This window comes from Paraliobacillus sp. PM-2, from assembly GCF_001368815.1.
Taxonomy (GTDB): Bacteria; Bacillota; Bacilli; order Bacillales; family Amphibacillaceae; genus Paraliobacillus.
Window position 1 is genome coordinate 1796032 of record NZ_CTEI01000001.1, and the last position, 26209, is coordinate 1822240.

Here is a 26209-nt window from a genome sequence, read left to right on the forward strand (position 1 = left end):
ACCCATTTGTTATGCATACACGGAATTCTTATTTACCATAAAGGTTATTCAGTAGCAGCGTTTAACATGTTATCAAATAGCACATAATCTTCTACAGGTAATACTTGATCTTCTGTTAATCTGCCAGCTTCAACAAAGTTCTCTGCTTGCTTTTCATATAATGCTTTCATTTCACCACTTTCAACCATTTCAATTAATTCATCCTCTGTAAGCCAGATACCATCACTAGTTTGTGCTAATACAGAATCGGCACTAACAGCAATTTCTTCTGCTACCCATTCAGCTACCTGATCTAAGTTATCCACTCGATAATCAGATGCTTTGTATAGTCCGCTCGTATAACGCTCCAGAAGATCAGATTTTTCTTCAGCAAAGCTAGCATCCACTATCCAAGAAGCGATAGATGGAAATTCATCTTTAAATCGCTCGTTATTTGCAAGCATAATAGCGTCGTCACCTAACTCTTGTTTGATGGTATTGGTATTTGGTGACCAAGTAGCAACTGCATCAACACTTCCAGAAATCATAGCTGTAACAATTGCAGATGCATCCATATCCATAAGGGTTACATCATCTTTAGTTAATCCAGCTTCTTGTAAAGTTAAATCAAGGATCGCCTCGCTCGATGTACCAGTTGCTACACCAATTGTTTTCCCTTCTAGATCTTCAATTTCGTTTACACCTTTTTCTTTACTACCAATTACTTCATCCGCATTACCCAATTGAGACCATGCAAAAATAACTGATTTACCTTGGATTGGTAGTACATGTGCGCCTGGTCCAATATAACCAATATCAATACTTCCAGATTCTAAAGCAGCAATAATTGTTGGACCATCAGCAAATTCAACTAATTCTACCTCAATACCTTCCTCTTCAAAAGCACCCGTGCGCATACCTGCTACCACCGTGTTAACGCTTGCAAAATTAGGCATATAACCTACTTTTACTTCTGTTAACTCTTGCTCTTCTTCATCCGCACCTTCATCTGAGCTAGTGTCATTATTTTCTGTGTTTGTGTCTTCACCTGAAGAGCTAGTAGTATCATCCCCTGAACAACCAACGACTAAAAATGCAGCAAACAGTAAAACAAACAACATGAGAAGCTTCTTCTTCATTTGTTTTCCCCCTTAATAGGTTTATTCATTTTAAACAATGTATAATTTTACATTGATTTAAAAACTTATTTTTTCACTGCTAAGTACTCTTTATAAACCTGACTCCAAATGTAATTTTTTACATCCAAAAATTCGGTAGTCATTTTGGTTTCCTGATTTCGTGGATACGGAATGTTGATATCTACAATTTCTTTAATACGACCTGGTCTAGCACTCATAATAACTACTTTTTGTCCTAAAATAATTGCTTCATCTACATCATGGGTAATAAAGAAACATGTTTTTTGTTCCTTTTCCCATGTTTGCAACAGCTCTTCTTGCAATTGTGTCCTTGTTTGAGCATCTAAAGCTCCAAATGGTTCATCCATTAATAAAACAGATGGATTAGCTGCATATGCACGCGCGATAGCTACTCGTTGTTTCATCCCACCAGATAATTCCTTTGGATAAGAATCTACAAAGTCTTCTAACTCAACCATTTTTATATATTTCATTGCAATTTCGTACGCTTTCTCTTTTTTTACACCTTGCATATTTAAACCAAACTCTACATTGCCCCTTACGGTTAACCAAGGAAAAAGCGCATACTGTTGAAACACAACGCCTCGTTCTGTACCAACACCAGTCACTTCTTCACCGTCACAGTAAACAGCCCCGGAGGTAGGTTCTGTTAAACCACCAATAATATTAAGGAGTGTTGATTTTCCACATCCAGATGGACCAACAACTGATACAAATTCGTTTTCCATAATATCCATACTTACACCATTTAGGGCAACAACCTCGCCTTTACGTGATTGAAAGGTCTTTTCGACATGATCTATCTTCAGCTTTACTCTACCTTGTCCTGCCATCCGGTAAGTCTCCTTTCTAACACCTTAGCTAATTTTTCAAAAATCAGGCCAATAATACCGATGATAATAATATATAAAAGCATTGGTGATGATTCGAATGTATTACTTAATGCCCGTATTCGCATTCCTAAACCAGCTGATGCCCCAGTTGATTCTGCAGCAATCAAAGAAGTTAACGCTACTGCAGTCCCAAGACGAATTGCTGTCATAATAAAAGGTAAAGAAGCAGGTGCAATGACTCGTAGAAAAATATCTTTATCTTTTGCTCCTAATACTCTTGCGGCCTTAATTAACGTTTGATCAATGTTTCTTACCCCTTGATAGATCGTAATTGTCATTGTTAAGAATGTAGCAATTGTAATAACAATGATTTGTGGTGTACGTCCAACGCCCGCCGAAATAACTACTAATGGAACATATGCTAATGGTGGGATATTACGAATAAACTGAATCCATGGTTCAATAATAAATCGGACAGGTCTGTACCAAGCCATTAAAATTGCAATTGGTAAAGATAAAACAAAGCCAAGTCCAAAACCAGATAAAATAGATATTAAACTACTTGCAAAGTCTTTGGTGAACACGCCACGTTCAATCATTGTTCCAATAGATTCTGCAACAAGAAATACATTTGGAAAACTTCTAGAAGTAGAAGGTAAGACCGATAATATTGTCCAAAACATAATTGCTACAAGCAATGATATACCTAACCATGCTTTATTAGGTATTCGATCAATAAAATTCCTATTACTCCTTCGTTTTGGTTTGTCTATCTTGTTCCCAATCTGTACTTCTTCCCCTTTAGTAACCGTTTTCATTTTTAGCATCACCTTCTTTTTCTTGGTTATTAAAATAGTATCACGTATAAATAGAGCCCATAAGTTTGAACTTTTTTCATACCAGTAAAAAATGGTTGAGTACAAACTATTTATACGTATACAAAGCTTAATTATTCATAACACGTTCGTTCAATTATTAAATAATTAATTTTCTAACCAATAGAAAGCAAGGTTTTTATAACACATATCGGTCATGTATAATATGCGACTGATTGTTATTACTTAAGCATGAATGAAGTAAAGGTATCTAAACTACTATTTGATTCTATCCATACCAAATCTTTTTTATCATTTAATGCATTAGGGAGTGCCATCCACGGCTCCATACACACATGATTTTTGCCTTCCTCTGTCCAAAAAACGGTATATTGAAACTCCGGACCATATTCCATGATCAATTGTTGTTGTCCTGGTGTACGAATAGAAAGGCTTCCGTCTTTCCTGTTTGTGAAAATAATAGAAGGCTCTAAGTCTTGCTTTTTAATAGAACCATTAAATTCCTTTTCTTGATTATCTTTTAAATCTAGATAAGTAGAGGAATCTGTCTGTATATAAATCATTTCATCTTTTGTTAGAAAATAGGGATGAAAACCTGCATACATTGGCATGGATTCATTTGTATTATTTTGATAAGACTGCTTGATTGACAGCCCTTCATTAGACAACGTATAGGTGAATAACAATTTAAAATGGAAAGGGAATATTTTGAGCATCTCTTCTGTACTCTCTAAGCTCAAGGTAATGGAGGCTTGTTTATTTTCTAGATTGGTAGCGTCGATCTCCCATGGATAATCACGAGCAAAACCATGTATTGGCATATGATATTCTTTTTCATTGTATATGTATGTTTCATTTTCTGTTTTACCAGCTACCGGAAATAAAATAGGGATACCCCCTCGAATCGGACGTTGTTCGTCAAACAATGTTGCTTTATTTAAATAAAGCAATTCCTCTCCATTTACACCTAACTCTGTCACCATCCCTCCTCGTGTTAAACAAAGGCTTAACCAACAAGTCGCATTGTCATTTTTAATTGTGACAAATTCACAGTTTTGCTCTATGTAATTATCTACTATGAACATAATAAAACTCCTTCACTAAATTATTTTTAAAATCTTATAATCGGTATGTTTGTGTTAGAAACTTATTTACTCATGATTTATTCGACTAAAATATATAGATATCCTTCTCACTTTTTCACTTCACTAATATGTCACATAGAAAAGAGCAGTGCCCTAACCAAAATTTTTGGTTGGACACCACTCTTTTTTGTCACAAATCATCTTAAACATATAGATCCGTCTGAATTCTAAGTTATTTCGAAAACCGGTGCTCTAGTAACATGGTTAGAAGGGAGACTTGTTGTAATAATTCCTCCCCAACATTCGTTTCTGATACTTTCTTTCGTTCCAACTCTTTATCTACAAGTCTTTTTACATATAAGACATCTGTTCCATCACGAAGCACTTCTTCTTTTGAATTAAAATGTTCATGTGCTACAAGCTGCATACCATATGAATTATATAATAACGTGTAACCAGCAATTCCTGTTGTCGATTGGTAAGCTTTAGAAAATCCCCCATCAATAACAATCATCTTTCCATTTGCTTTAATTGGATTTTCTCCTTCAACCTCTTTCACTGGTGTATGACCATTGATAATGTGGCCTTTATCAGGATTTAGACCAAATTCTGCTAGTATGTTACGGCAAACTTGTTCATTTTCACGTAAATAGTAATAAGGGTTTTTTCTCTCTTTGTGTGTTTTTTTATCCTTAATGAAGTACCTCTCAAATGTCGTCATTTCTCTTTTTCCAAAAAGAGAAGAATATTCTCCAGTCCATAAATACCATACCATATCTGTTGCAAAATCATCTGTCATTTCAGGCTGTGAAAAGGATTGGCGTAAATATGTTTCAAAAATATCGAGTAAATCACGACCTCCATAGGTCTTACCCTCAATAGCCATTTTTTCCATATTCCCTTTTTCATCTAAAGGGATACAACCATGGATTAATAAGTTCCCATTATATTTCAAATAGAGGCTACCTTTTTTCATAAGAAAATTCATATGCCTTGCCAACTTTTCTGAATGCTGAACAGAAAATAACAGACGATCCATTACTTCCGCTTCCTCTTCCAACAGTTGATCCGGTTGTTCGGGGTTAACCGTAGCAAAACAAGTATTTTGTAAAGGGTATTTTTCTCCATGCATCGTCACTTTATTATTCTCATAATCTACTTTCTCAAGTAAAAGTCGTTCCGACATATTAAAGTATGGCCGTCTTTTAATAATTGGCATTTCAAGTTTAAATTGAATCATTGCAATCGCTTGATGTATTTTGGTAATTTGTAACTGTTCTGATTCAGAAGTTTTTTTACTGGAATGTATCTTTGGTCGAAAAGCTGGATTATCATGATAGTATTTCTCCGCAAGGTTTAGTAATGGACGAAGATTTATACCATAGGCATCTTCAATAATTTCTAAATTGTCATATCTTGCACAGATACGAATAATATTAGCAAGACAAACCTTTGAACCAGCATAAGCACCTAACCAAAGCACATCATGGTTACCCCATTGAATATCTACAGAATGATAATTAATTAACGTGTCCATAATTTTATCAGGTTCAGGCCCACGATCATATATGTCTCCAACCACATGAAGATGATCAACAACCAATCGTTGAACCGAATAAGCAAGACCAATAATGAGCTGATCAGCTTGATTAAGTTTGATAATTTGCTGAAAAATTTGATTGTAGTATTGCTTCTTATTAGTTGAATCGTCGGTTTTATAGAGTAGTTCTTCCGTAATATAAACAAATTGTTCTGGCAATGCTTTACGTAATTTTGATCGTGTATACTTAGAAGAAGCGTAAGAAAGGAGCTTTATCAACCGTTCAATTACTTCTGTGTACCAATGATTAAGCTCTTTTTTGTTATCAAATCTATTCTTTATTAAGCGTAACTTTTCTTCAGGATAATATACTAACGTAGCAAATTCACTGATATTTTCTTCAGTTAATTGATCTTCAAAGAGCTCAGTTAGCTTTTCTTTCACCCTTCCAGATCCATTTCTCAATACATGTTGAAAGGCTTGGTACTCGCCATGTAAATCACTGACAAAGTGCTCTGTTCCTTTTGGTAGATTGAGAATGGCTTCAAGGTTAATAATCTCAGTAACTATTTTTTCCTCACTATCAAATTGTTGAGCTATTAAGTCTAATAATTTTTTATTCAAGAATAATGCAACCCTTTCAATTAAAATAAAGTTTTATACTATTCTTATAGAGATTTTCGTTAAGAGAATCATATAACCAATCATTTAAAAAAATTAAAGCAAAACCACCCGATCATACGGATGGTTTATGATAAGACTAAAAACTTTAGATATAACTGACTGATCATTGAAGTCATTTCATGCTTGAGATATATGTATAACTTATCTAAAAGTTATTATTATAGTTCCATTTTTTCATAATCAATTCACTAACACTCAAACTTATAATAACTATTATACCAAACATTACCTTTTCCATGACATCATTTAAATCAGGTAAAAGGAAACTAGTTATCATTGTCAGTATAAGATAAATCGAAATAAAAATAAGTAATTTCACAAAAAATTTTTTCAAAGCATCCACCTCCTTATTATGTTGAGAAGCTTACTGAGATCATTCACGAAATGAAAAATTTATAAGAATACAATAATTATAACAAAAGCCTATATGTTTGAATATATACAGATCAATTCAGTATACACAGTTTTTTTATAATTCTGTTTATTAAGTGGTAAGTAGGCGAAATGTTCTAAAAAGACAGAATCTAACACCTACTTACCTTTACTATTAATTGTGCAAAGAATAAGCTTACTTATTCAAATTGTAATTGAAACCGTTCTGGAACAATTGGTGGATTTTTTCGATCTAGCAAATGGAGCACAAGTTGAGAAACAAGGGCACCCGGTCCTAATGCTTGACCAACACTAATCGTTGGTATCGTTTGATTTTCAATCCATGCAGTTATTTTTTCCTCTGTAGCATAACTAGGCAGGCTTTGACTATAACCATTTGGAGGAAATGTTTGACCTTGCAAGTCAGCTATTGATGTTTCTTCTGAAATCCCAACATATTCTTCCAGATTCATCCCAAGTGGAGAAAAAGTTAAAACAGAAGTACCAAATCCCAAAGCTACAGCAGTCGTCACAAATAAGTCTTTCTTTCGAGCAGCTCGATGGAGAACGACTGATTCAGGAAACGCAAAATAATCGATTGCATCTATTACATAATCTGCGCCCTCTACAAAAGAATGTACATTTGATTCATTAACCCCTTTTGAATAACATTGAACTTCAAGTTCGGGATTAATAGAAAGTAAATGGTTTTTTAGTGCTTCTACTTTTTGTTGTCCAATCGTTTCATGTGTTGCTGCACATTGTCTATTTATATTTGAAACATCGAACACATCAGGGTCTGCTAAAATTAATGTACCGATTCCCATTCGAGTAAGTAATTCAGCTGAAAAACCGCCAATGCAACCACAGCCTGCGATAGCAATTGTTGTACGATGAAGCTTTTCTACTTCTTTTTCTGTCATAATTCCTATATTTCTAACAAATTGTTCTTTAATCATTTTACTACCCCCACTACATTATCTTCGTTTTCTACGAAATAATCATATAACACTCGACGTTTTTCTTTTAATATGGCTAAGCATTCTGCTAAATTCAGTAAACACGGAATGGTCTTTGATCCTAAATAAACATTAGGTTCTCCGATAACTTCAAAAGGAAACTTAAACATACGATGCATATAATTATATACTCTTTCATCAATACAGCATACCCAATGTGTAATATCTTTGTTGAATGAATACTTCAATACTGTTTTTATTAAACCTAATCCCACATCATGTTTTGGCATCTTAGTAAATGCACTAATCTCAGCATATTTATTATCATCCATGCGAGATAACTTTAACATTTCAATATCAAAAATATCGAAATGTTTTATTGTTGGAAGTTCATTTACGTTTAAGAATACAAGTCTAGTCACACCAACAATCTGTTTTAAATCGGTGGTTTGAGCTACAAAATAAGTTGAACACCCTTCATAAGGGTCTTGCTCATTTCTTTTAAAAAACCCCACTTCTTGGTAACGTTGATGATGCAAGGCAATCGCATCTTTACGCAGCACTCCTTCTGCACTTCCAAAGCAATAATCTTTCATTTGAAACACTCCTTTTGAACTGTAAAAATTTTTCTTACATCTCTATTAACGGGAAATTTTAAAAGGATTGCAAGCGATGCATACAACATTTTATAAAACTCTAGTTATATCGACATAAAAATGATAAAATTTTGTATAAGTTTAGTTGTTTACTAATATAAAAAATATAGGATGATAGCAACATGAATAAGATTACACAGGAAAAGGAACAGTTATTAAAACAAACCTTTAAAAAACACAACCAAAAATTAAATCATCAAATTTTTAAAATATCTTTTATTTACATTATGCTTAGTATTATCTGGAATACTATTTTCGGATGGTTAAATCTACCATTCTCACGAGCAAGCGTTACCATATTATTGGTTTGTATTTCTGTATGGCTAATTTTATTCTTTCTCTTTCGCTTCATGACATTTTCTCCGCACATAATCAAACATATCGTTTTATTGTTTGTGATGTTTGTAATTGTTTGTTTGTATTTTGGTTCGGGCTATACAGAGTCATGGAGTTATTTTCTCCTTGTACCCATTATTAATAGTTTATACAGTGATCGCACCCTTTCTATTATCTACTCCGTATTTGGAATGCTTTGTTTAGCTGCTGTTAGCATTTATTTTCCAATAAATTCATTTTATATAGATTCTATTGACATTTCAAATCGTATATTACTATATATTATTGTGGCTACATTTAGTTATTTGCTATTAACCAAACTGTACACACTACACAATAAACAAGTTAATACAATTATTCATTCAATGGAGATGACTATTGAACAGGTTGTTCAAAGTTTTATTGTAGCTGTTGAAGCAAAAGATCAATACACATTCGGGCATAGTGAAAGAGTTAGTCAATATGCTGTTGCACTTGCTAAACAACTACCTGCATTCCAAGAAGAACAAAAGCTCAAATATATACGCTTAAGTGGACTTATTCATGATATTGGTAAAATTAACATTCCTGAACAAATTCTAACAAAACCTACAAGATTAACTGATAAGGAATATGAAATTATTAAAACTCATACAACGTTTGGAGCACAAATGGTTGAAAAAGTAGAAGGATTAGAAGAATTAAAAAGTAGTGTATTGTATCATCATGAAAAATGGGATGGAACAGGATATCCTACAGGGGCTAAGGGAAAAGAAACGCCAATCGTCGCCCGAATATTAGCTGTTGCTGATGCTTTTGATGCAATGACATCCACAAGAGCATATCGAGATGAACTTCCTATTGAAGAAGCATTTGAAAGGTTAGAAGCTGGGATAGGAACACAATTTGATCCTAATCTGGCTAAAGCAATTGAACATGCTAAACCGGCATTTAGGGAGATATATTATGATTCTCATGACCCATTAGACGAATTCGAAGAGTTAACAGATTTATTGTAATTCGGTAGATTAGATGGAGGTAATACGTAACTTCAACCACCATGTTAGGAAACATAAAAAAAGATAGTAGAATAAGTTTTCTACTATCTTTTTTTCTTTTAATTAACTACTTAATCGATCTGATAGTGTGATTTTTAGTTTTTTGCGTGCTCGATGCATTCTGTTTTTCACTGTACTCGCATTGACATCAAGAACAGCGGCAATTTCTTTTTCTTTTAATCCTTGATCCACTTTTAGCATTATCACATGTTGATAATCACTTTTAAGTGTTCCAAATGCTTGTTTTATGTCTCTTCGTAACATTTGAAACGCTACTTCATCTTCTACATTTGGCTGCACCTCATCTGCGATAAGAGCTAATATTTCCTGTTCTGTGGCAACGCCATTTTTATTTCTTTCTTTACGCATAACGTCAATTGCTGTTCTTGTTGTAATTACTGCTAACCAAGCACCTAACTTATTTTCTTCATTTAATTGCTCCAGGTTGTTCCATACTTTTATAAATACCTCTTGAACAACATCTTCAGCTAAATAATAATCTTTCGTTATAGAATGGGCTATGTGCTTTAGCCGTATACAATGACTTTGATATACTGCATTAAAATCCAGTATTAGGTTCATCTCTATCCTACTTTCCCCATATATAATCGTTCACTGGTCAACGGAAGTCCTTATCATAGTTCTGCTTTAGTATTCTATAAAATGGATACTATGCTTGCTGCAAAACTATTGATACCTTAAATAAATCACCGTCCGTATTAATATCTAAACGACCATCATGAAGATCAATAATAGATTTTGCGATTGCAAGTCCTAAACCAGATCCTTCTGTATGTCTGGAAGCATCCGCTCGTTTAAATCGTTCAAACAGCTCATCACTGCTATCATTAAGCTCGAATTTTGATATATTCTTAAAGGTAATCACTGCTTTTTCATCAACCGTTGATATGTCAATATATACACGAGTGCTATCCATTCCATATTTAAGAATATTACTAATCAAATTCTCAAACACACGCCATAATTTTTGACCATCTACATATGCATAGATTGGTTTCTCCTCGTTCGTTATTCTAAACTGTAAGCTAGATGCATCAATCATTTCGTTATATTCACCCAGTGATTGTTTTAATAACTGAACAAGATCTACTTTTTCTTTTGTGATTTCCATATTCCCACTTGCCATTTTCGAAACTTCAAATAAATCATCTATTAACAGTTTTAACCGTTTTGACTTACGATCAATGACTTCTACGTATGCACGTTTTTCATCACCTGATACATCGTCTGATTTCAACAATTCGGTATAAGTAATAATCGATGTGAGTGGTGTGCGTAAATCATGACTAACATTCGTGATTAATTCAGTCTTTAATCGTTCACTTTTTGCCTGTTCGTTTTGTGATGTTTTTACACCGTGCTTTAACACATTGATATTTTTCGCAAGCTGTGCCATTGGTGACTTACCTTTTACCTTTAGATCACTACCTAACTTACCTGAAGCGATTTCGTCTGTTTTATTTACAATCCTGTTAAAGTATCCAATTTTTTTAATTAAATTAAGAAAAACAGGGAGACCAATAACAATTAGAAAGATGAGATATGCAACAGATAATCCAGGAGCCCTGAAAGTAAAAACGGCACCTAGACCAGAACCGAATACAACTGCTAAGAGTAAAAAGAACTGTGTACCTGTTTTTAAATGAATAAACACATCCTGCACACTTCGAATTATTTTTCGAACATAAGCATTTTTCCATTCTGCTTTGACATACTCCACATTTTTCATATCCTCTATCAGATACTTACACTGAATGATTGTTATCAAAAAAAGGGTTGATGTGATAAGTATCCAGCTTACAACATCCATTACATATGCAGTAAAATAATCAAAAACATAAAAAATTTGCTGGTTGATCATATTGATTGCAAAGAAACTAAATAATATCGAGAGAAGAACTAATGCTATTCGAATATCAAGTGGTATCTTTCGGTAATAAGGCTTCCATTTATCAAGTTCCACTGTTATATGCTTTGATTTTTTATAATAGATAGCACAAAAGACGAGTGAAGCCAACGCGGTAATTACATATATCCAAAACAGTAATTGTTTTTGCTGATAATTGTCGTAAGCAATTTTTATTGGATTATCTGCTGATAAATCTGATGGAATTCCTATTTTACCTTTAAAGTTATTATTCGGTTCAAATTCAATCATAGAAGTAATAGCTGCAAATGGGTAATGCGAATTCCAGTAGTAATCACCCTCGATTTGATAATCAGTTACATATAATAAATCCTTTTCCTTTAATAAACTAGCTTGCGATTCAATTTTTGTTTCATTTACATTTGTTTTTATTTTTCCTGTTTCTCTGTTCTTTAAATAATATACAAATGCGTCCGTATAGGTTTGGTATTCCGAACGATAATGAGCTAGCTCTTGGTAATAGCCTTCTAATTGTTGTTCCTTTTCTTTCATTATTTTCTTTTCGACATGCGTATCATCTTTAAAATTCTTTACAATATCATTAATTAATGCATCTCTCTCCGCTCGAAATACATCAGCAGCTTCTTGATTATCCGCATCTAGCGCACCCTGAATGCTACTCTTATATTGTTGTTTTATATTTTCAACTTGGTCTGTTAAAGCACCGTAGCGGGTTCGATGCTCTTCAATCTCTGTCTGTGTGACATGGATTGATTTTTTTGCTTCTTCTAAGGAAATCTTATTCAATTCAAAAAAGTTTAAATAACCTGCAAATTCATCCAACTTACTCTGAAATGCCGGTGTATGAAAGTAATCCTTGTGTATATAGTTTCCACTGAAGTTAACTAACGACACAACACCACTAACACCTATCGTTAACAAAACAATCAACCCAAATATCATTATTTTATTTTTCCATTTTGTATCCAATGCCCCACACCACCTTTAAATACCTAGGATTTTTAGGATCAATTTCTATTTTTTCGCGAATTTTTCTTATATGTACAGCAACCGTGTTTTCAGCGTTATAATTAGGCTCATTCCAAACTCGTTCATAAATCTCATCAATGGAAAACACACGACCAGCATTGGTCATAAGCAATTCGACAATTTTATATTCTATTGGCGTAAGCTTTACGATCTCACCATGAACCGTCACTTGTTTTGCATCTTGATCAATAACCAACCCATTCAAATCGATGACTTTTTTCCCACCGTTAAACGTACCAAAGGTGACATACCTTCTTAATTGAGATTTCACACGTGCAACAAGCTCCATCGGATTAAATGGCTTTGTGATATAATCATCCGCACCAACTTGAAGTCCTAGTATCTTATCTGTATCTTCACTTTTGGCACTTAACATAATGATAGGAATATTTTTCTTTTCCCTAATTTTATAGGTTGCGGCTATTCCGTCTAACCTTGGCATCATTATATCTAAAAGAATCAAATGAATTTCATTCTCATGAACGATCTCTAATGCTTCGATTCCATCTTTCGCTTTTAATACTGTCACGCCTTCACTTTTTAAATATATCTCAATGGCTTCAAGAATCTCCTTTTCATCATCAACAACTAATACATTATAATTCTGCAACTTTCACCCCTTCTTTCTACCTGCCATTATTTCATTATCACTATCTTACAAATAAAATCTTAATATTTCATCATAAAAATTCTTAAGAATTTCTTAAGATGTGATGGAAAAGATAATAATTCCATTCACCTTTCTTGGATAGTGTTACCCACCACTAAAAAATATTTGTAGAACAGATTGACAAAATTAATTATACCCTATATAGTATACATTATACCTCACGGGGTATAATTATAAAATTGGGAAAGAGGAATAATGGAATGATAAAAAAGATTTATGTTTTTCCTCAGAAGCATTTATTACTAAGTATTCCAACTATACTACTACTCGGATTTATCACTGGGGCATTTGTGGATACAAGTGTATTAAAATCTACTATTTTATTTGCAACCGTACTTATGATTTATTCTACGATGGTCGGCTTTAAACTGAAAGAACTAACTTCCTTAAGTGAAACAAAAGTGCTATTTGTTGCACTTGCTATCAATTTTATTGCAATCCCTTTGATTGCATACGTTTTAGGAATAACTGTGCTAAAAGAATACCCTCTTATGTTTGCCGGGTTAGCATTAGCAGCCGTTTTACCAACAAGCGGGATGACCATTTCTTGGACAGCAATTTATAAAGGAAATATGTCCGCAGCGATTAAGCTAACAGTATTTGGCCTTATCATCGGCTCATTAGTAGCTCCGTGGTATTTATTATTAATGGTTGGTGAATACGTTGAAGTAAATGTTTGGGGAACATTTAAAACAATTGCACTTGTTGTATTTCTTCCGTTAATTTTAGGAAAAATAACGCATATGTTGTTGCTAAAAAAATATACACCTCAAGCGTTTCAAAACAAGGTGAAGCCAAATTTTCCACCGCTAAGTATCTGGGCAATGCTTTACGTTGTTTTTGTAAGTATTAGCATGAAGGCGGAAATGATTTTAGCAAACTTACAATTAATTGTAATTGCAGTTGTAGTATTAGTACTTTTTTACGCTGTAAGCTTCTTATTGAGTACCATTTTAGCGAGATTATTTTTTAATAGAGAAGATGGAATTGCATTAGTAAACGGAACGGTATTAAGAAACCTTTCAATAGCAATCGGGTTAGCTGCGACATCATTTGGCGGTGAGGCTGCATTATTGGTTACCATAGGTTTTGTTATTCAACAGCAGAGTATTGTTTTATATGGAAAGTTAGCTAAAAATAGATGGTTTAAAGAGAAAAATACAATAGAAAAAACTACTACTTTAAAATAAAAAGGAGATGTATTAACATGACAAACAAAATTAACTTTTTAGTAAACGCAGAAGGCAATGGTATAAAAACAGAAGCTAAAACAGGAAAGCACACTATCATTATGGATGAAGCAGCACAAATGGGTGGAACAGACGCAGGTCCAAACCCGTTACAATCACTTCTTGCAGCATTAACAGGCTGTGAAAATGTAACGGCACAAATGGCAGCTAAACAAATGGGCTTCGACTTACAAGGTATTTCTTTTCGAGTTAAAGGCATATTGGACCCGCGAGGATTCATGGGCGACCCAAGTGTAACAACTTATTTCGAAAAAGTATCGGTAAAAGCAGAAGTCAAAACGACCGAGACAGAAGAAAGAATAAAGGAGCTACAAGAAGTAGTAGAATCTCGTTGTCCAGTATATAACACATTAAAAGCAGCAGGAATCGAATTGGAAGATACTTGGGTGAAAAGTAAATAAATTTATATAAAACTTCTCACAAAAAGGGCATTGGTCAGAAGCACCAATGCCCTTTTGATATTCAAATACACCTACGTATTCCTTGCGTTGCGTCTTAATTCAATAATTTATCAACACGTTTGATATATTATAAACAATTATTATACAAAAATATGCAGCCCTCTACTCTACTTTTCCTTCATAGGGAATATGTTTACACATAGCCCAATTGTACGCTAAAACGTCTTGAAATGTTTTAAAGTATGCCTGTAAGGAATCACTAATCATAAGATTAACAATTGAGTCCGTTTCATGGTAGACAAAAATAGGCTTATTTGTAGCATATGCATAACCAATTTCGAACATTGTTCCTGCGTCCTCCTCGTCATAAATAGCAAAAACCATGTCCGCCCAATCTATGTGCTTAATATCGTTAGTAAAAGTTAATTCTCTCCATTCCTTAGAACCAAATGCTAAGTGTTCATTTTGTTGTTTTCTAGGTGAAAACACGTTGAAACCTAGTTTAGACAACACAAATTCCGCTTCTTCAATTCTGCGTAGTTGGTCATCGTTAAACCAACCGCCCGCTAAATATACATTACTATTTTCTAGATTCATTTTAAATCCTCCTGTTGATTAAAGCCCCAATGCTATTGGTTTATCGCATATAGCTGTGTAGTATGATCAGAGTAGTCGCCCGATATATTATAGTATTCTTCTATAGTACTGTCTACCGCTTTTGACCGAATGTTAGAGGATGAATCTAAACAACATTTTTTTCTAACTATCCCATATATAATTCTTGGTGCAGTGTCAGATAAAACATCTGATCATGGAAGCTACTTTTGAACTTCTTTAAAATCTGTAGATCTGCATTCGGATGTTTCTCTGAAACACGAAAGGTAAATAACCTTAGCCTAATGCCTACTTAAAAACTTTTTGACAAACTTTCTTTTAAAATCTCAATTGTATTTGCAAAAAAATTACTCCCGAAAAGATTTTCACTCTAATTTTCGGGAGTACATTATAAATTATTTATTTTTTATTTCCCTTTTTTCCTTTTGCTTATAAAAAAGAGGATAATACCTGCCACAACAATACCTATGGTAATTAAAATTAATATGGGGGTTGTTGTGCTGCTTTGTTCTTGTGCTGTTTCTTCTTTTTTTGATTCGCTTTGGGTATCAGTATTGCCTTCCTTTTTTTCCTCTGAAAGTTGCCCAACTAAAGGCAACGTTGCACTACTCTTTTCTGGTAGTATAGTAATTTTTGTACCTGGCTCGGGTCTTTTAGTATACTCATGGTCACTAGAAATAATGACAAGTCCTATTTGATGCCCTTCAGAGAATTGGTAATCATATGGTTCCATATCCCACTCAAAATTGTATTCTTTATTAGGAATCAGTTTTTCTGATGTAGAAATAGAGTTTACATTTTGTGGGTCCATCCATCCCCGTGTTACAATTGTAGCTTTTTCCGGCCCATAATCAACCAGTAAGGCTGATAAATTTGCTGCTGTGGCATCTATACTTGCAGTAACTGATAAATGCGGTGTTCCGCTTAAACGAATTGGTTCCGTTAATTCAGAGCTTATATAAGCTAAACGATTCTCAGATTGGGATGAAGGATTCTTTATTAATTCTTTTGCGGTCTTAGAAGCATCATCTATAAAGCTGCTTTTTGTACCACCCTCCATCCTTTTTAGACTTAGTTCTCCTGATCCGTTTAAATACAATTTTTTATCTTCTGCTTTTTTTCGTGGCCATTCTTCTAATTGTTCCCATGAAAGATCCCTATTCTGAATTTCAACGCCTGGCTCTTTCATGATTCCATTATTAATTCCATATAACCAGTGACCGAACCATTTATTTAATGTCGTTAACCATTCGTCACCTTTTTTCTTTTTAGGATCAATGTGTTCACCTTGGTGCAACAATAATTTCCTTGGAACATCATTCTTTTTTAATTCTGCCCACCATTGGTCAAACTGTTTTGCCTTTACATTTATATCATTTAAGCCATGCACAATAAACACACTAGCTTGAACTTTATTTGCATCATTTAAATAATTCCGTTCATCCCAGAACGCATTATAATCACCGGTTTCGCGATCTTGGTCTTTTTCGATTTTTTCCATCTGAGCAGCACATTCTTTGGGATTCTCACGAGTTAGCACACCTTTTGCTAACAAATCAGCACCATCTCCTTGGTAGCCGCCTGGTGCGATAACAGCTCCATTTGCTCGATAGTAATCATACCAGCTACTAATACCGCTTATTGGAACAATGGTTTTCAAGCCTTCAACTCCTGTGGTTGCTAATCCATTCGCTATAGAGCCATCATAGGATTTCCCTATCAGACCAACGTTACCGGTTGTCCAATCAGCAACCATCTCTTCTTCATTCTCGTTATATCCTTTGGTACGATTATTCAACCAATCAACAATCGATTTTGCTCCAAGAATCTCGTATTTACCTCCCGCTGATGGACAACCATTTGATCCTGCTGATCCAATACTATCGGCAATCACAACTGCATATCCGCGTGACACAAAATACTCCTCATAGTAATCTGGTAGATGGAGTGGAATCCCTTTATATAATTCTTTATCGACATTATGATAATCCGGATAATCTAAACCATCGTTATAAGGGCTTATGTTATATATAACTGGAACTTTTGATCCTTTTTTAGTCTCTGCAGGACGAATAATCTTTGCATGAACACGGTCTTTTTTTCCGTCTTTATCACTGTCAAAGCTTGTTTCAACATAAACATCTTCAATTATTGCATCTTTATATGCATACACTTTTTCTGTCATTCCATTTTTAACAGATACTTTTTCTTCAGTTTCCGTACTAGCAGCTTCTGCATTCATCTGAAATGCAGACATCATACCAATCAATACCATGCCTATAAAAATAATCGCTTTGTTTATTGTTTTCATTATATTCTCCTTGCAAATTATATTGAATTTTCTAACAATAAAAATAATAAAAATTAATCAAATAAAAGTCATTATTTTATTATTGAAGTCTATTATAGAAATCAATCCTTCTTAGAACCTCTTTAACCCCCAATCTAATCAATATTCTCAAAATCATCCCGTCGATATATTGGTGTAGCAAAATGTCAGGTGCCACATGTCAAAACAGTTCGCATATCTTTTAAATATTTTTGATGTTGTATAGATTTTCTCCCTTAGATACCTAGTTAACTTACTAGACTCCATTTTACATAACTATGGAAAAGCTAAGACATAGGGACATTGCATCTTCACTTGCTCATTTGCCAAACCAAAAACACTGAATGTATTGAGTTGTTTCAACGTTATACAAACATATTCATAAAATGAACACGTTCATCTTTTAAAAACGTTAACATTTAGGATTTAATTAGTCAAATTACTAAACTAATACTAAAGAGAGAAATTAATGCAAAATTCCCAATTTTCTAGTTATTTGTATAAGAATTAAAATATTTTGTATGAATCATATGAAAAGAGCATGAAACATGTGTTGGAAGAAAGTCAAAAATATTAGCACAAGTTATTATACAGTTAATTTGTAGTAGTGCAAAAGACTACCGTACTAAAAGGGTTAAATAAATCACTAGAAGCGGCAGATACCACGAGGAGACACAAACAGTTGAAGTTTTACAATTCTTTTTATTGATGATAATCGATCAATGAAAAATCTAAAAAACACCTCATTTTAACTAAATGGAACTGTACGAATGAATATTTTTAAAATGTGAACCAAAAAAATAAAAAAGGACACTTCGGCAAAAGTCAGTACTTTATACGAAATCGTCCTTTTGTAAAATGTATTGCACAAGATTCATTTTTGAGATCTAAAATGCTATCACACTTGCGTTTATAAACGGTAATTCACATCACTAGCAGATCCTGTTTAATAATTGATTAAATTCATTCAAAAACATTATTTATGCTTTCCATCTAAATTTTTAAGCCATTTGGAAATCGATTTTTGTGCAGCATTTTTTGTTACAACACCAAAATGGGAAATGTCTTTCAAAATGTTCACTTTTGTTTTCGATGAATTTTTATTAAACAATGATTTGAATGCCTCAGCCTTGAATACGTTATCATCGGACCCAATCATAAGGTAAGATGGTTTATCCAAACTTGCAATGTCTTTTCCGTAATCATTTCTTGGATGCATGGAAGTTTGTAACGCATAGGTATACCGCAATGTTTCCGTCCCATCTCTTACAGATTCGGGCATATTGAATGAAATCACATCATGGTGATTTAATACTGAGATGCCAAATGTGTTTAAAATACTCAAACCGATCATTCGTGGCAAATTGACGTTAGTCCATTCACTATCTGAACGATAAGTCGGTGCTGTGTGATGAATAAAAGGGGAGAGTAACAGATAACCATCGACTGGTGCATTATCACCACCAGCATAACGTATAACTGTCCCTCCACCACTTGAATGACCCCCTAATAATATTTCGCCTTTCTGTTGTTTACGAACATACTTTACGAAGTCACTAATATCGTCTTCAATCTGACCGATATACTTCACGTCACCTCTGTTCTTCGTTTGAGATCCGTGCCCGCGTAAATCAGGTGTATAAACATTAACAACATTGTGTTCGGATAAGTAACTGGCTAGTGGTTGAAGATAGCTGCTATGATATGCGGATCCGTGCAAGAGAATTAACGTTTTACTGGCGTTACCATTGTAGTAGCGGTAGGAAAGCTCCTGTCCGTCTCGCGCCGTGTATTGCTGCATAGATGTCAGTTTCGCCTCATCTGTCTCAAGTCTATTAAAACTTAGATTTTCTTTGTTTCCATTCGGAACATCTGTCTTGCTAAATAAAACCATGAAAACCACCACACTAAAAAAAACGACTACCGAAATACCAAATGAAAAAACAATTCGTTTAAAAATCGTTTTTTTACGTTGTTTCTGTGACTCTTTTGTTACAAGTTGTGAATTCACTAGCATTCTCCTTGTTTTTATTCTTCTTTTTAAACGCTTTTAATGATATTTCATTGACAACTTGATTCAAATAATTAATTTAACAAAATGGCTTATTAGTAATATTAGTATATTTACAATAAAATGCCCCCTTTTGGCTATCATATCCAAAAGGGGGCTTTCTCTGCAAATTATATTTTATTTAGATGGTTTATCTGCTAGCAAAATGTTAGCATTTCACTTTTGCCTTACTTTAAAACACATTATCTCAAGTTTTCAAGTGGATCTCGGACTAAAACCGCGACGTCCTGTCGCAACGTCCGAGTGACCAACATCTTGTTGGCCCTACATCATGCCGCCCATTCCCGGCATTCCGCCGCCCATGCCACTCATGTCAGGGGCATTGCCGCCGTTTTCTTCTGGTAGGTCAGCGACTACTGCTTCTGTAGTTAAGAACATAGCTGCTACAGATGCTGCATTTTGAAGTGCTGAGCGAGTTACTTTTGTTGGATCAACGATACCAGCGTCAATCATATTTACCCACTCACCAGTTGCTGCGTTGTATCCGACACCAACTGCTTCGCCTTTTAGTTTTTCAACAATAACGGAACCTTCAAGGCCAGCATTTTCAACGATTTGGCGAACTGGCTCTTCTAGTGCACGTAGCACAATGCTTGCACCAGTTGCTTCATCACCTTCAAGTGCTAGTGCTTGCACTTGTTTGTATACGTTTAGTAGTGCTGTTCCACCACCAGATACAATACCTTCTTCTACTGCTGCGCGAGTAGAGTTTAGCGCATCTTCAATACGTAGTTTACGCTCTTTCAATTCTGTTTCTGTAGCTGCACCAACTTTTACTACTGCTACACCACCAGAAAGTTTTGCAAGACGTTCTTGTAATTTTTCTTTATCAAATTCAGAAGTTGTTTCTTCTGCTTGTGCACGGATTTGTGCGACACGAGAAGAAATTTGCTCTGGATCACCCGAACCTTCAACGACTGTTGTGTTTTCTTTCGTTACAACAACTTTAGAGGCACGGCCTAATTGTTCAATTGTAGTGTTTTTCAATTCTAAGCCTAAATCTTCTGTAATAACTTCTGCACCAGTTAATGTTGCGATATCTTCAAGCATTGCTTTACGACGATCACCAAAACCAGGTGCTTTTACTGCTACTGCGTTAAATGTTCCACGAAGTTTGTTCACTACTAATGTAGCTAATGCTTCGCCTTCTACATCATCAGCAATTAATAGAAGTGGTTTACCTTGTTGTACAACTTGCTCTAGTACCGGTAGTACTTCTTGGATATTGTTAATTTTCTTATCTGTAATTAAGATATATGGATCTTCAAGCTCCGCTTCCATTTTATCTTGATCAGTAACCATGTATGGAGAAGCATAACCGCGATCAAATTGCATACCTTCTACCACTTCTAGCTCTGTGTTAAATCCTTTAGATTCTTCAATCGTAATAACACCGTCATTACCAACACGTTCCATTGCTTCAGCGATTAATTGACCTACTTCTTCATCCGCTGATGAAATTGCAGCAACTTGTGCAATTGAATCTCTTCCTTCAATTGGTTTAGAGATTTTACGCAATTCTTCTGTTGCTATTTCAACCGCTTTTTCAATTCCGCGACGAACGCCTACAGGATTTGCACCTGATGCAACGTTTTTCAATCCTTCTTGAATCATTGCTTGTGCTAAAACAGTTGCAGTTGTAGTACCATCACCAGCTACATCATTTGTTTGTGATGCTACTTCAGATACTAGTTGTGCACCCATGTTTTCGAATTCATCTTCTAATTCAATTTCTTTGGCGATTGTTACCCCATCATTTGTAATTAGAGGTGAACCATATTTTTTACCTAAAACAACGTTACGTCCTTTTGGTCCTAATGTTACTTTTACTGCATTTGCTAATGTATCCACACCACGTAGCATTGCGCGACGAGCGTCTTCACTAAACTTAATTTCTTTAGCCATTTAAAAAGCCCTCCTTGTATCTTAATTAAGTATATCGTTTATATTCTTTATTTAGCCGATAACAGCTAAGATATCATTTTCACGAAGAATTAAGTATTCATTTCCATCATATTTCACTTCTGTTCCTGCAAATTTAGAGAAAATTATTTTATCTCCTTCAGCTACTTCTGGAGCGATTTTTTCCCCGTTATCTGTAATACGACCAGAACCTACTGCAACAACTTTTCCTTCTTGTGGTTTTTCTTTCGCAGAATCTGGTAGTACAATTCCACTTGCAGTTTTTTCTTCTTGTTCCACGAGTTCAATAATGACACGATCACCTAATGGCTTTAGCATCAAAAAACCCTCCTTCATTTATTTCAATATGTTTTCTTCTATTTTAGCACTCGCCAATGAAGAGTGCTAACACAATTATTATAATAATGAATTGCTTTTCATTTTGCAAGTAATGTGATGGATTTTTTTAAATTTTTTTCGAACTTTTTCTATTAGATAATCATAAACGTACTAATTCAATTCTATTCATATAATATGTTAAAATACATTTGTTGGACAAATTCATAGAAGAGGAGTCGTTTACCTTTGGGAAAAAGATATTTGTATATATTATTAACATACATATTAATGCAGCTATCATCTTTACCAGTTGCTGTCATTATAAAGGCATCTAATATTAATGAAGATTATTATTCGATTATTGGAACAAGTTGGACGATATTTAGCTTTATTGCTGCTCTAGTGATTATGCTATTTTTACTGAGACCAGAAAGGCACCTTCGCAAGGATCGTAATGCTGCAAGTCCTGGGATGGTTATTGTTTGGTCAATTATAGGGGTTCTGATGGCAATGTTAGGGCAAGGAATCATGAATGTGATTCAAACGCTTTTATTAGGTATTGAACCAGGATCAGAAAATACACAAAACATTATGGCAGTAGCACGAGCTATTCCAATCTTTATTATTGTGGTTGCAATTATTGGACCAATCTTAGAAGAGATCGTGTTTCGTAAAATTATTTTTGGCGAAATATATAAACGAACAAACTTTTTTATTGGTGCTTTTGCATCAGGATTAATATTTGCTGTCGTCCATAATGACTTTCAAAATACATTAATTTATTTAACGATCGGATTCGTCTTTGCATTTGTATATGTGCAATCAAAACGGATTATTGTACCAATCATTGCACATGCAACAATGAATACCGCGGTTGTCATTGCCCAACTAAGTATTAGTCCTGAAGAATTGAATCGAATGTTGGAACAGTATGAAAAACTGCAAATGATACTTATTGGAGGATAACCTTTACATGAGAAACTCACCTTTGTCTTTAGCCATGATGTACTTTATTATTGGTGCATTATTTACTTTGTTCGGTATTGAGTCAGCACAGGATACCTTGTGGAATTTTTTCACCGTTTTACTTGCGATCTTTGCTACGTTTAACTTTGCTGTAACAATTCGGCTAATAAGCTTACACATACGCGTTAAAAACACCCAAAAAAAATAATAACTAGATACGAATAGAACAAAAGGTAGTGGTTTAAAAAAATACCACTACCTTTTGTTCTATTCTTCAGCTTCTGGAGAGTAATGTTTCATAAAATAAATTAACGATTGAAGCTCTACTGCTAAATCAATGTGATGAACACGTACTTCTTCTGGCACAGTAATCCGAGCTGGGGTGAAATTCAATATCCCACTTATACCAGCTTCAATTAACCGCTCAGTAATAGGCTGTGCTTCTAAACCAGGGACAGTTAAAATAGCAGCCTGTACATTACCTAGGTATTTCTCTAGATCATCAATGTGATGAACGGGTACACCACCTATTTCTTGATTGACTTTAGCTGGATCTGCATCAAAAGCCATTTCTATTTTTGTATTGTTGTTTTTTGTAAAGTTATAATGTAAAAAAGCTGTTCCTAAATTACCAACACCAATAAGTGCAACATTTGTTGTTTCATCTTGATCTAAGGTTTTTCTAAAGAAACCAAGTAAGTATTCTACATTATACCCATAGCCTTTCTTTCCTAAAGCCCCAAAGTAAGAAAAATCCCTACGAATAGTCGCTGAATCGACTTTTACTGCTTCACTCAGCTCCTTTGAGGATACACGAGATTTACCTTGATGGTGTAAATTATTTAAAAATCGATAATATAGCGGCAATCGTTTTGCCGTAGCTTGTGGTATTTTACTTTGTTCTGACATGTTCCATTCCCCTTCTATTCATATTAACCCCTATTGCTTAACTAACCAGTTGATTTGTTTAGATAAAACTTATCTTTGTATCTTATATCTATATATTAACAAAAAATCATACTTATGTCGTGAAGAGTTACACTTACTAATTATAGTATAGACATTTTTCATTAATATAACTAACCATTTGCTTGCTAGTTCATTCAAAATTACGATAAACTAAATAATAATGAGGTGAATAATGATGATATTAATGCAAATAAATCAGTTAACGAAACGTTATGGTGCAGAACTGATTTTATCAAATATAAAATTAGAAATTAAAACCAATGACAGAATTGCAATTGTTGGACGTAATGGTGCTGGAAAATCTACTCTATTAAAAATAATGGCTGGTATTCTTCCTTATGATGAAGGTGAAATACACAAACCGAAAGAAGTTACCCTAGGGTATTTAGCACAAAATACTGGATTGGAAACCGAAGAAACAATCTGGAATGAAATGTTATCCGTATTTGCTGAGCTAATTGAAACTGAAAAGAAACTGAGAGTGATGGAACAGCAAATGGGTGATCCGGCATTAACCGAAAATCAAACACGTTACGAACAATTATTGCATAATTACGACCAACTACAAGAAAATTTCAAAAAGAGTGGTGGTTATCAATATGAAGCAGACATTAAAGCAGTTTTGAATGGCCTCAACTTTAATGAATTTGATTTAGACACTTCAATTAGTGAACTTAGTGGCGGCCAAAAAACGCGTTTGGCTTTAGGAAAACTATTATTATCTAAGCCGGATATTTTGATTTTGGACGAGCCAACAAACCATTTAGATATCGAAACATTAACTTGGTTAGAAGGTTATTTGAATAATTACCACGGCGCTGTTGTTATCGTTTCTCACGATCGATATTTTCTTGATAAAACGGTACATACCGTTTATGAAATTTCACGTCATCAATCTAAAAAATATTATGGAAATTACACAAAATACTTAGATCAAAAAGCTGCTGACTATGAACGAGAGATGAAAGAATTCGAAAAACAACAAACAGAAATAAAACGTATGGAAGATTTTATTCAAAAGAATTTGGTTCGTGCTTCTACAACGAAACGCGCACAAAGTAGAAGAAAACAATTAGAAAAGATGGAACGAATAGATAAACCAAAAGGCGACGAATCTTCAGCCTCTTTTACCTTTACTATTAACCAACGAAGTGGAAATGATGTATTCATGGCCAAAGAATTAGCTTTTCATTATGATGATACAGAAGAAGCAATCTTTTCTGACCTCTCTTTCCAAGTATCACGTGGAGAACGTGTTGCTTTAGTTGGACCAAATGGTGTTGGAAAAACAACATTACTAAAAACAATAACTGGTGATCTTATTCCATCTAATGGTTATCTTCAAACAGGTTCTAAAGTAGAAATAGGCTACTATGACCAAGAACAAAACAAACTGCATTCGTCAAAATCTGTGCTAATGGAATTATGGGACGATTATCCAATGATAGACGAGAAAGATATCCGTACGACACTTGGAAATTTTTTATTTTCTGGAGATGATGTGCTTAAAACGGTAGCTTCACTAAGCGGCGGCGAAAAGGCAAGACTTGCACTAGCTAAATTAATGATGCAAAAATCAAATTTACTCATTCTTGATGAACCAACAAACCATTTAGATTTAGATAGTAAAGAAGTGTTAGAAGCTGCTTTGATAGATTTCCCTGGTACCATCATTTTTGTTTCACATGATCGATATTTTATTAATGAAATTGCATCAAAAGTATTAGAAATGCAGCCTGATGGAGCAACTATTTTCCTTGGTAACTATGATTACTACTTAGAAAAAAAACAAGAAGCATTCGAATTAGCGGAATTAAAAGCACAAGAGCAGCCAACAGAAGAAAAACAAGCTGTTAAGTCCAGTTTTCATGAAGATAAAGCACGAAAACAAGAACTACGCAAAAAAGAGCGACGGATACAAGAGATTGAAAGCAAAATTGAAGAATTAGAAGCAGTTATTGAACATAACGAACAATTACTTTGTAAACCAGATATATTCCAAGATCATGAAAAAGCACTAGCATTAACGTCTGAAAATGAACAAGTTAATGAACAAATGGAACAACTAATGATGGAATGGGAAGCATTACAAGAGGATTAAGAGAATAAAAACAACAAGTGTGCAAAAAGCATTGTATCTTATACAATGCTTTTTTAGTTATGCACAGACAAAAGGCTTTATTCACAGTTTTTTTAACACTTATCCACTGTATCCACAGGAAAATCCTCACTTATTCACAGTTTTTGTACACAACACTATTGCTTCTATATAAGTGAATTTT

At 34.2% G+C, this 26209-nt stretch carries 22 protein-coding genes; 6 read left to right on the forward strand and 16 right to left on the reverse strand.

The genetic code is table 11. The features are described 5' to 3' along the window. Positions 1–44: 44 nt before the first annotated feature. From BN1058_RS08310 to BN1058_RS08345, 7 genes are all read right to left on the reverse strand, one after another. Entirely contained in the window at positions 45–1118 is a 1074-nt protein-coding gene (locus BN1058_RS08310; RefSeq protein WP_255307024.1) for an ABC transporter substrate-binding protein, read from the reverse strand. A 65-nt stretch (positions 1119–1183) separates the two neighbouring features. Next, positions 1184–1972: an ABC transporter ATP-binding protein gene (locus tag BN1058_RS08315; RefSeq protein ID WP_090855552.1), complete on the reverse strand. Its 789-nt coding sequence runs from the start codon at positions 1970–1972 to the stop codon at positions 1184–1186. Continuing rightward, positions 1951–2790 carry an ABC transporter permease gene (locus tag BN1058_RS08320; protein WP_090855554.1) on the reverse strand — a complete coding sequence of 280 codons (840 nt, stop codon included), beginning with the start codon at positions 2788–2790 and terminating at the stop codon, positions 1951–1953. Before BN1058_RS08320 ends, BN1058_RS08315 begins: the two co-directional genes overlap by 22 nt. A 239-nt stretch (positions 2791–3029) precedes the next feature. Then, positions 3030–3893, reverse strand: coding sequence for an aldose epimerase family protein (locus BN1058_RS08325; RefSeq protein WP_090855557.1), 864 nt, complete (start codon positions 3891–3893; stop codon positions 3030–3032). A 232-nt stretch (positions 3894–4125) separates the two neighbouring features. Then, on the reverse strand, positions 4126–6057 hold the full coding sequence (locus BN1058_RS08330; protein WP_090855560.1) for a fructose-1,6-bisphosphatase: 1932 nt from the start codon (positions 6055–6057) through the stop codon (positions 4126–4128). Between the two features lie 632 nt (positions 6058–6689). Next, the gene (locus tag BN1058_RS08340; RefSeq protein WP_090855565.1) at positions 6690–7448 is read right to left on the reverse strand and encodes a ThiF family adenylyltransferase; all 759 of its coding nucleotides are present in this window, start codon (positions 7446–7448) and stop codon (positions 6690–6692) included. Then, a complete protein-coding gene (locus tag BN1058_RS08345) occupies positions 7445–8044 on the reverse strand; it encodes an N-acyl amino acid synthase FeeM domain-containing protein (protein WP_255307025.1) in 600 nt (199 codons plus the stop codon). The genes BN1058_RS08340 and BN1058_RS08345 overlap by 4 nt, the downstream gene beginning before the upstream one ends. Positions 8045–8226: 182 nt before the next feature. Here BN1058_RS08345 and BN1058_RS08350 point away from each other — a divergent pair, with 182 nt between their 5' ends. Next, the gene (locus BN1058_RS08350; protein ID WP_255307026.1) at positions 8227–9438 is read left to right on the forward strand and encodes an HD-GYP domain-containing protein; all 1212 of its coding nucleotides are present in this window, start codon (positions 8227–8229) and stop codon (positions 9436–9438) included. A 102-nt stretch (positions 9439–9540) separates the two neighbouring features. Here the strand turns inward: BN1058_RS08350 and BN1058_RS08355 are convergent, their stop codons facing one another. The 3 genes from BN1058_RS08355 to BN1058_RS08365 all read right to left on the reverse strand — a co-directional run bounded on the left by BN1058_RS08355 (position 9541) and on the right by BN1058_RS08365 (position 13025). Beyond that, on the reverse strand, positions 9541–10059 hold the full coding sequence (locus BN1058_RS08355) for an RNA polymerase sigma factor (RefSeq protein ID WP_090855571.1): 519 nt from the start codon (positions 10057–10059) through the stop codon (positions 9541–9543). Between the two features lie 88 nt (positions 10060–10147). Next, positions 10148–12355: a sensor histidine kinase gene (locus BN1058_RS08360; protein ID WP_090855574.1), complete on the reverse strand. Its 2208-nt coding sequence runs from the start codon at positions 12353–12355 to the stop codon at positions 10148–10150. After that, positions 12333–13025, reverse strand: coding sequence for a response regulator transcription factor (locus BN1058_RS08365; protein WP_090855577.1), 693 nt, complete (start codon positions 13023–13025; stop codon positions 12333–12335). Before BN1058_RS08365 ends, BN1058_RS08360 begins: the two co-directional genes overlap by 23 nt. Positions 13026–13285: 260 nt before the next feature. Here BN1058_RS08365 and BN1058_RS08370 point away from each other — a divergent pair, with 260 nt between their 5' ends. Beyond that, complete coding sequence (locus BN1058_RS08370) at positions 13286–14275, forward strand: arsenic resistance protein (protein ID WP_369688246.1); 990 nt, start codon at positions 13286–13288, stop codon at positions 14273–14275. Between the two features lie 17 nt (positions 14276–14292). Then, positions 14293–14736: an OsmC family protein gene (locus tag BN1058_RS08375; protein WP_090855580.1), complete on the forward strand. Its 444-nt coding sequence runs from the start codon at positions 14293–14295 to the stop codon at positions 14734–14736. Between the two features lie 162 nt (positions 14737–14898). Here the strand turns inward: BN1058_RS08375 and BN1058_RS08380 are convergent, their stop codons facing one another. The 5 genes from BN1058_RS08380 to groES all read right to left on the reverse strand — a co-directional run bounded on the left by BN1058_RS08380 (position 14899) and on the right by groES (position 21992). Beyond that, positions 14899–15333 carry a nucleoside 2-deoxyribosyltransferase gene (locus BN1058_RS08380; RefSeq protein WP_090855583.1) on the reverse strand — a complete coding sequence of 145 codons (435 nt, stop codon included), beginning with the start codon at positions 15331–15333 and terminating at the stop codon, positions 14899–14901. 424 nt (positions 15334–15757) lie between these two features. After that, a complete protein-coding gene (locus BN1058_RS08385; RefSeq protein WP_090855586.1) occupies positions 15758–17662 on the reverse strand; it encodes a Xaa-Pro dipeptidyl-peptidase in 1905 nt (634 codons plus the stop codon). 994 nt (positions 17663–18656) lie between these two features. Next, positions 18657–19691 carry an alpha/beta hydrolase gene (locus tag BN1058_RS08390; protein WP_090855589.1) on the reverse strand — a complete coding sequence of 345 codons (1035 nt, stop codon included), beginning with the start codon at positions 19689–19691 and terminating at the stop codon, positions 18657–18659. 324 nt (positions 19692–20015) lie between these two features. After that, positions 20016–21656, reverse strand: coding sequence for a chaperonin GroEL (gene groL / locus BN1058_RS08395; protein ID WP_090855591.1), 1641 nt, complete (start codon positions 21654–21656; stop codon positions 20016–20018). A 51-nt stretch (positions 21657–21707) separates the two neighbouring features. Then, entirely contained in the window at positions 21708–21992 is a 285-nt protein-coding gene (gene groES / locus BN1058_RS08400; protein WP_090855594.1) for a co-chaperone GroES, read from the reverse strand. A gap of 246 nt (positions 21993–22238) precedes the next feature. Here groES and BN1058_RS08405 point away from each other — a divergent pair, with 246 nt between their 5' ends. After that, positions 22239–22958 carry a CPBP family intramembrane glutamic endopeptidase gene (locus tag BN1058_RS08405; RefSeq protein WP_090855597.1) on the forward strand — a complete coding sequence of 240 codons (720 nt, stop codon included), beginning with the start codon at positions 22239–22241 and terminating at the stop codon, positions 22956–22958. Positions 22959–22965: 7 nt separating this feature from the next. Beyond that, entirely contained in the window at positions 22966–23166 is a 201-nt protein-coding gene (locus tag BN1058_RS08410; RefSeq protein ID WP_090855600.1) for a YdiK family protein, read from the forward strand. A gap of 59 nt (positions 23167–23225) precedes the next feature. Here the strand turns inward: BN1058_RS08410 and BN1058_RS08415 are convergent, their stop codons facing one another. Then, positions 23226–23867 carry a redox-sensing transcriptional repressor Rex gene (locus BN1058_RS08415; RefSeq protein WP_090855603.1) on the reverse strand — a complete coding sequence of 214 codons (642 nt, stop codon included), beginning with the start codon at positions 23865–23867 and terminating at the stop codon, positions 23226–23228. Positions 23868–24102: 235 nt separating this feature from the next. On the opposite strand from BN1058_RS08415, the gene abc-f reads away from it, so the two are divergent. Continuing rightward, on the forward strand, positions 24103–26028 hold the full coding sequence (abc-f, locus tag BN1058_RS08420) for a ribosomal protection-like ABC-F family protein (RefSeq protein ID WP_090855606.1): 1926 nt from the start codon (positions 24103–24105) through the stop codon (positions 26026–26028). The last annotated feature ends 181 nt before the right edge of the window (positions 26029–26209 follow it).